This window comes from Christiangramia sp., from assembly GCF_029937855.1.
Classification (GTDB): Bacteria; Bacteroidota; Bacteroidia; order Flavobacteriales; family Flavobacteriaceae; genus Christiangramia.
The window spans coordinates 101,883-109,582 of the sequence record NZ_JAPYPC010000011.1; the positions used below are offsets into that span (position 1 = coordinate 101,883).

7 protein-coding genes are annotated in these 7,700 nt (G+C 37.8%); 2 read left to right on the top strand and 5 right to left on the bottom strand.

Annotation, left to right across the window (positions count from 1 at the left end):
- Positions 1 to 297: 297 nt before the first annotated feature.
- The gene (locus Q1K34_RS08265; protein WP_300437074.1) at positions 298 to 780 is read right to left on the bottom strand and encodes a DUF4199 domain-containing protein; all 483 of its coding nucleotides are present in this window, start codon (positions 778 to 780) and stop codon (positions 298 to 300) included.
- 214 nt (positions 781 to 994) lie between these two features.
- Positions 995 to 1,345 (bottom strand): DUF6249 domain-containing protein, encoded by a 351-nt coding sequence (locus Q1K34_RS08270; RefSeq protein WP_300437076.1) that lies wholly within the window; start codon positions 1,343 to 1,345, stop codon positions 995 to 997.
- Positions 1,346 to 1,486: 141 nt separating this feature from the next.
- On the opposite strand from Q1K34_RS08270, the gene Q1K34_RS08275 reads away from it, so the two are divergent.
- Entirely contained in the window at positions 1,487 to 2,074 is a 588-nt protein-coding gene (locus Q1K34_RS08275) for an RNA polymerase sigma factor (RefSeq protein ID WP_300437079.1), read from the top strand.
- Positions 2,058 to 2,435 (top strand): hypothetical protein, encoded by a 378-nt coding sequence (locus Q1K34_RS08280; RefSeq protein WP_300437081.1) that lies wholly within the window; start codon positions 2,058 to 2,060, stop codon positions 2,433 to 2,435. The genes Q1K34_RS08275 and Q1K34_RS08280 overlap by 17 nt, the downstream gene beginning before the upstream one ends.
- A gap of 299 nt (positions 2,436 to 2,734) precedes the next feature.
- Here the strand turns inward: Q1K34_RS08280 and secA are convergent, their stop codons facing one another.
- From secA to Q1K34_RS08295, 3 genes are all read right to left on the bottom strand, one after another.
- Entirely contained in the window at positions 2,735 to 6,094 is a 3,360-nt protein-coding gene (gene secA / locus Q1K34_RS08285) for a preprotein translocase subunit SecA (protein ID WP_300437084.1), read from the bottom strand.
- A 223-nt stretch (positions 6,095 to 6,317) separates the two neighbouring features.
- A complete protein-coding gene (locus tag Q1K34_RS08290; RefSeq protein ID WP_008272287.1) occupies positions 6,318 to 6,539 on the bottom strand; it encodes a DUF2795 domain-containing protein in 222 nt (73 codons plus the stop codon).
- A gap of 152 nt (positions 6,540 to 6,691) precedes the next feature.
- Positions 6,692 to 7,264, bottom strand: coding sequence for a cob(I)yrinic acid a,c-diamide adenosyltransferase (locus Q1K34_RS08295; protein ID WP_300437088.1), 573 nt, complete (start codon positions 7,262 to 7,264; stop codon positions 6,692 to 6,694).
- Positions 7,265 to 7,700: the final 436 nt, after the last annotated feature.

A 7,700-nucleotide genomic window follows, 5' to 3' on the forward strand; every position in this document is an offset into this window, starting at 1 on the left:
TCCGACGTTAGGAGGATTCTTTAGTTTGAACAATTTCTTTGGAAAAGATTCTTCGTTTCACTTTGTTGCGCTCTGACCTGTGCTTGTGATTTCTGTCATTCCGACGTTAGGAGGATTCTTTAGTTTGAACAATTTCTTTGGAAAAGATTCTTCGCTCCACTTTGTTGCGCTCTGACCTGTGCTTGCGATTTCTTGAAACTTGTCATTCCGACGTTAGGAGGAATCTTTTTGAAGTGCAGAAGATTCTTCGCTTCACTTTGTTGCGCTCTGAATGACATGTGATTGTTCATTAATAAGCTAACTCTTTTTAGTTTTGACAAAGAAAGCCACTATAGCCGAAGTAACTACACCCACTACCAATGCAAAAAAGAATGACTGAATAATATAAGAGGTAAGGTTAAAATATTCTTCTGCAGCAGATCGCGTCATCGCTCCATTTTCTACTGTATATTCAATAACATTATCAAAATAATTGGGTGTGATAAACTCGTGTGTAATATATTGAGCCAGCGGAGATAGGATAGCGACAACAACACTAATCACAATTCCAGAAATAAATCCCTGGCTCCAGTTCATTTTTCCGTTATAGAAGTTTTTCCTTTTGTCTAATAAAGCAAGCACATAAAGAACAATAGCAACAATGGCAAAAAGATTCGTATAAATAGCATGCTGGGCGATATTTTCATCATGCCATCCAAGGCCTTTTTCCAGGAACATCCAAAGAAGTGAAACAATACTAAAAATAATACCCCACTTAATTTCAATTGAGAATTTTTTCATTGATCTGACTGATTGGTTAGCAATGTTAAAATTAGTAAAATTCCTTTAGTGGACGATATTAATAAAAAGAGGCTGTCTAAAAGTAAATTCTGAACGTCATTAGGAACGAAGTGAAGCAATCTCTAATTTGGATATCCATAATTTAGAAATTGCGTCGTACCTCTGACGGATAAATCAACTTTTAAGACAGCCCTGTGATGAAATTCGAAAAGATCTAAGCGTCTTTATTCAGTTTTTTGGTAGCAAAAAAACCTGCAAGAAGCCCCAGTCCTGCCAATAAAAAGATGGTGCCCGGATAAGCGACATCTTCATCTACCCCCATATTATAGGTAAGTAAATTGGCTATGAATATTCCAAGACCAATGCCCACAAGGAGTAGCGCAAGATTGATCACTATCACTCTCCATACGGGGGTAACGTGTTTCTTTTTACTGTAAAAAATACTCGCGTCAGCTCCTTTGTCAATAAGGGCAAGGCGTTCCCGGTTTCTAGCCGAAATGTATAAATAAAATATTCCGAAAACAGTTCCGAAAATAACAGGTAAAACAATGACTTCTGATCCCATAGTTTTTTGATTTTAAAATTTGAAAATAATGTTCGTTTGCTATTAGGACGCCGTGATCTCAAAACCGGTTACAAAAAAGCGTAAATTTATTTTCAACATATTTTTGTAACCAGGGCTCTAATGCCGTCGTCATACCTAATAATGATCAAAAACACTGACCAATATTTGATTGATAAGATCCTTGATGGCGACACGAAAGCCTTTGGGGAGCTGGTTGAACGCTATCAAAATTTTGTGTATACCATTGCCATTAGAATTTTAAAGGTTACAGAAGAAGCTGAGGAAGTAGCTCAGGATAGTTTTATTAAAGCTTACGATTCTCTATCCAGTTTTAGGGGAGATTCAAAGTTTTCAACCTGGTTATATAGGATTGTTTATCATAAGAGCCTGGATATGATAAAAATGAACAGTAGGCATACAACTTACCAGATCATAGAGGAAATCACGGATGATGCCCTGGATCATATTGAGAACGGATTGGAATGTATGCTGAGTGAAGAAAGAACTAGTATTATTAAAAAATGTATCGGCTTGCTACCTGAAGATGAGGCAGCGATTATTAGTTTATATTATTTTGAAGAGCAATCTGTAAAAGAGATTGCAAAAGTAACAGGCCTCACGGCAGATAATATAAAAATAAAACTATATCGCAGTCGGAAAAAGCTTTTTTCGTTATTAGCAGGCTATATTAAACCGGAAATATTAAACAGGAATGGAAAAGCAATTTAACCGAGAAGAAAAACTTCTTAAAAGTTTGCTGAATGAAGCAGGAACTGAAAAACCTTCAGCAGATTTCAGGAACCGTATTATGATGAAGGTAGCGTTAAGAAATGCCGAGATCAGACCTTATGAGCCATTGATTTCCAAATCAGTTTGGATAGGAATAGTTGCCGGCATTATTGTTTTTATAGCAGGAGTAACGTATTTAAATTCAGATATATCTGTTTCTGGTTTGAAATTTGAAATTCCGGACTTAGTTAATATACCCGAAATCAATCTTTCCAGAACTATGCAAATTGCGTTTGGTTTCGTGGCTTTATTCTTTTTGGAAATACCTTTTCTGAAAAGGGTTCTAGATAGGGAGTATTAATTGTAATGCATTATTTATTTAGCTATTCTATAGGAATAGAGAGGATCAATTTTCAATTTCTTATTAAAATTAGATCCTGACAATATTGAGATTTCTCCCTACAGTCGAAATGACAAAAACTTTTTTTCTGACTTTTCGAAAGAATGAAGTAGCTGATAAATCTCATTTGAGATACTGAATCAAGTTCAGCATGACGGGTTACTAAATTTCATAGTAATGATATAAAATAAAAAAAATCCTGAAGTTTTAACTTCAGGATTTTTAATTTCGTCTACCGTCTACCGTCTACCGTCTAACGTCTATTCATCTACCAATACCCACTCGCCTTTGTCCAGAAGTGGAATTGCCTGTTTGAACTTCATGGTTTTATTCTCACCGCTCATTACATGCTTGATGGTCACTTTATCGTTTCTTCCAATTTTCGGACGGTCCCTTACAATTGTTTCAGTTACCTCAGGCTGTTGACGCTGAGTGTTTCCGGCAGCTCTGCTTTGGGCAGCTCTTTCGTCCATATTGGGAATTTCTTCCTTCTTCGTTTCTACCTTTTCTTTAGACCTTGTCTGGCGTGCTTCGTGAATGTTTGGAGCTCCACTCGAAGGAATCTCTCCTTTGAAAAGGAAGGACATTACATCACGATTTACATTTTCCAGCATTACTTTAAAAAGTTCAAAAGCTTCGAATTTATAGATCAATAATGGATCTTTTTGTTCATGAACCGCCAGCTGAACACTTTGCTTCAACTCATCCATTTTTCTCAGGTGAGTCTTCCAGGCATCGTCGATGATCGCAAGGGTGATATTCTTTTCAAAATCCTTGATTAGCTGCTTTCCTTCAGTTTCGTAAGCTTTTTCAAGATTAGTAACTACACTAAGAGTTTTGGTGCCGTCAGTAAAAGGAACTGAAATTCTTTCGAAATTATTCCTTTCATCTTCATAAACCTGCTTGATTACAGGGAAAGCACGTTCAGCATTATGAGACATCTTTTCGTCATAATGTTTGTAGGCGGCTTTATAAACCTCACCTGCAAGTTTCTGTGCATTCATTTTCTTGAATTCTTCTTCTGAAACAGGGGAGCTCATAGAGAAGTTCCTGATAAGTTCAAATTCAAAATTCTTGAAATCTTCTGCGGCTTTATTCGTTTCCGTAATAGATTCTGAAATATCAAAGATCATATTGGCAAGATCTACGCGCAATCTTTCTCCGAACAATGCATGGTAACGACGTTTGTAGATAACCTCACGCTGCGCATTCATCACATCATCATACTCCAGCAATCTCTTACGAACGCCGAAGTTATTTTCCTCCACTTTCTTCTGAGCTCTTTCAATAGATTTCGAGATCATAGAATGCTGGATCACTTCACCTTCTTCCAGACCCATACGATCCATTAGCTTGGCGATCCTTTCAGAACCGAATAAACGCATTAGGTTATCCTCCAGGGAAACATAGAATTGAGAGCTTCCCGGGTCTCCCTGACGACCAGCACGACCACGCAACTGGCGGTCTACACGTCTTGAATCATGACGTTCTGTACCAACTATGGCAAGTCCGCCGGCTTCCTTCACTTCTTTGCTTAGCTTAATATCGGTACCACGACCGGCCATGTTGGTGGCGATAGTTACAATACCAGATTTACCGGCTTCAGCAACAATATCAGCCTCTTTTTTATGTCTTTTTGCATTAAGAACGTTATGAGGTACATTTCGAAGTTTAAGCATTCGGCTTAATAATTCCGAAATTTCCACAGAAGTAGTACCAATAAGCACCGGTCTTCCCGCATTGGAAAGATCGGTCACGTGATCAATTACAGCGTTGTATTTTTCCCTTTTGGTCTTGTAAACTAAATCTTCCTTGTCATTTCTGGCGATAGGACGGTTGGTAGGAATTTCTACCACATCCAGTTTGTAGATCTCCCAGAATTCTCCTGCTTCGGTTACCGCTGTACCCGTCATACCCGACAGTTTACGGTACATTCTAAAGTAATTCTGAAGCGTTACCGTAGCAAAGGTTTGGGTAGCATCCTCAATCTTTACATTTTCTTTCGCCTCAATCGCCTGGTGCAAACCATCACTATAACGACGGCCTTCCATGATACGACCCGTTTGCTCATCAACAATCTTCACTTTATTATCGATTACTACATATTCGGTATCTTTTTCGAAAAGGGTATAAGATTTTAGTAACTGGCGAAGCGTATGTATACGCTCACTTTTTACGCTATAATCCCTGAAAAGCTCTTCTTTTTTTTCAGCTTCTTCTTCAGGAGGCAGCCCTTCTTTTTCGATTTTAGCGATCTCCATTCCAATTTCCGGCATCACAAAGAAATCGGGATCATCCTTTCCAGAAAGGAATTCAATCCCTTTATCGGTAAGATCTATCTGATTGCTTTTTTCTTCAATTGTGAAATACAATTCGGCATCAACCTTTGGCATTTCCCGATTGTTATCCTGCATATAGTGATTTTCGGTTTTTTGAAGCAATTGCTTCACACCTTCCTCACTAAGGAATTTAATAAGTGCTTTATTTTTTGGTAAACCACGGTAAACTCTCAATAACTGGAATCCGCCTTCTTTGGTATCACCTTCTTTTATCAGTCTTTTTGCTTCCGCCAGAACCTTTACTAAATATTTACGCTGAACTTCCACAATATTGGCAATTGCCGGCTTTAGTTCCATAAATTCATGCGTATCTCCTTTTGGTACGGGACCGGAAATAATAAGCGGTGTACGCGCATCATCTACCAAAACAGAATCGACCTCATCCACGATCGCATAATTATGCGGCCTTTGTACAAGATCATCAGGGGCATGGGACATATTATCCCTTAGGTAATCAAAACCGAATTCGTTATTGGTTCCGTAGGTGATATCGGCATTATAGGCTTTTCTACGGGCTGCGGAATTTGGTCGGTGATAATCTATACAATCTACACTCATCCCGTGGAACTCAAATATAGGAGCCATCCAGGCGCTATCACGTTTTGCAAGGTAGTCGTTTACGGTAACCAGGTGAACTCCGTTTCCGGTAAGTGCATTCAAATACATAGGCAAAGTTGCCACCAGGGTTTTACCTTCACCTGTTTGCATCTCTGCAATTTTACCCTGATGCATGGCCACACCACCAATAAGCTGAACATCATAATGAACCATATCCCAGGTTACCGGCTTTCCGGCAGCATCCCAGGAATTGCTCCAAATGGCATGATCATCTTCTAAAGTAACATAATCCTTTTCCGCAGAGATCTCACGATCAAAAGTAGAGGCTTTTACTTTAAGCTGAGTATTATTTACAAAACGTTTTGCTGTTTCTTTAACCGTAGCGAAGGCTTCGGGTAAAATATCGTTTAGTACAGATTCAGATATTTCGTAAGATTTATCTTTTAAAGCATCTACTTCCGCATAAATATCTTCCTTTCGGGTAATATCATCGGTCTCATCAGCTTCCTTATTTAAGGCTACGATTTTATCTTTTACCTCTTTAGTAGCTTCCGTAATTTTAGCTTTGAATTCAGAAGTTTTCGCTCGTAGTTCATCAAGGCTTAGGGCCTCAAATTCAGACTCAAGAGCTTTAATTTTATTTACTATGGGTTGTATTTCTTTTACATCTTTCTTCGACTTATCGCCTACGAAAGCTTTTAATACAGAATCTAAAAAACTCATATTGGTTTTTTTATTTATTCGGTTTAAACTTTTACAGTGAGAAATAGAAGTAATTGCTAACAATACCTGAGCATCAATTTTTCGGAAAGCCTCGTGTATTCTGGTATTTATTTATCTATTTTGATCACTCAAAAGCTAAAAAATTTAGTTATTTAAGGGGTTCAAATTTAAGCAAAAAAAAAGCCTCATGAATGAGACTTTTCCCTATTTTTTGCGTGTTGTCTTAATATTCATCCTCATTCCAGAGGTAATCTTCATCGGTTGGATAATCTGGCCAAATCTCCTCAATAGAATCATAAGAGTCGCCCTCATCCTCAATAGCCTGCAAATTCTCTACCACCTCCAGGGGTGCTCCGGTCCTAATTGCATAGTCTATTAACTCATCTTTTGTTGCCGGCCACGGGGCATCACTTAAATAGGATGCTAATTCTAAAGTCCAATACATTGATTAATCGGGTTTTAAATTTTGGCAAAAATAATTTTTTTGCTTTAATAGCCAAGAAAAAAATCTATTATTTATACAATAATGATAAGAACGTAATGAATTATGTTATTTTTTGCAATTTTTGCAAAGTATTTTTTAAAATCTGAGAGCAATCAGGATTTTTTTGGAATCCATTGAATTTCTTCAGCTTTCAATTGTTTAGACAACTTCCGTGCCAGCACAAATAGGTAGTCGGAAAGTCGGTTGAGGTAAATCAAAACCCTATCATCAAAGGCTTCGATGTCATATAAAGCACTGGAAAGTCTTTCTGCACGACGGCAAACACAGCGAGCTATGTGACAGAATGACACACTTTGATGACCTCCCGGAAGAATGAAGTGCGTCATTTCGGGAAGATCTTCATTCATCATATCAATTTGTTTTTCCAACTTCTCAATATCCTCATTTGAAATCTTCGGAATATTCAATCGCTCTTTGCCATTTTTTAAAGTTGCTTTTTCGGGATCGGTCGCCAGTATGGCGCCCAGCGTAAACAACCTGTCCTGGATTTCCGTTAAAAACTCTTGGGTCTGCGAGTCGGTATCCTGATCCCTTAACAGCCCAAGATGTGAATTAAGTTCATCTACCGTTCCATAACTCTCTATTCTAATATGATGCTTGGGCACACGGGTACCGCCGAATAACGCCGTGGTGCCTTTATCACCGGTTTTGGTATATATTTTCATAATCTTTTTATTAGTTGTATTCCCAAAAGTAAGGAAGATTCAGCATATAGCAATTAGAGGATTATTTGACTTTTAGAATTTAGGATTAGGAGTTTGTTGTTCGGAAATGAAAATGAGATTTCTCACTTCGCTATGCTGCGTATCCAAATGAACAATTTCAATGGGCAATAATCAATAATCAATGAACAATGACCAATTAGCAGTTGTAAGTGATATGTTCTCTGTGTCTGTTATGGGTTTTGACTCTCTATATGACTGTTAGTTGTCACTCTGAGTACAACGAAGAGTCTCTTAATAAACGGGGTTAAGTTCTTTTTAATTTTTCGATTGATCACTATTTGGCTGTTATAATGAGATTTCTCACTTCGCTGCGCTGCGTATCGAAATTACAAGTTCAATAATCAATAAACAATGAACAATGATCAATTAGCAGTTG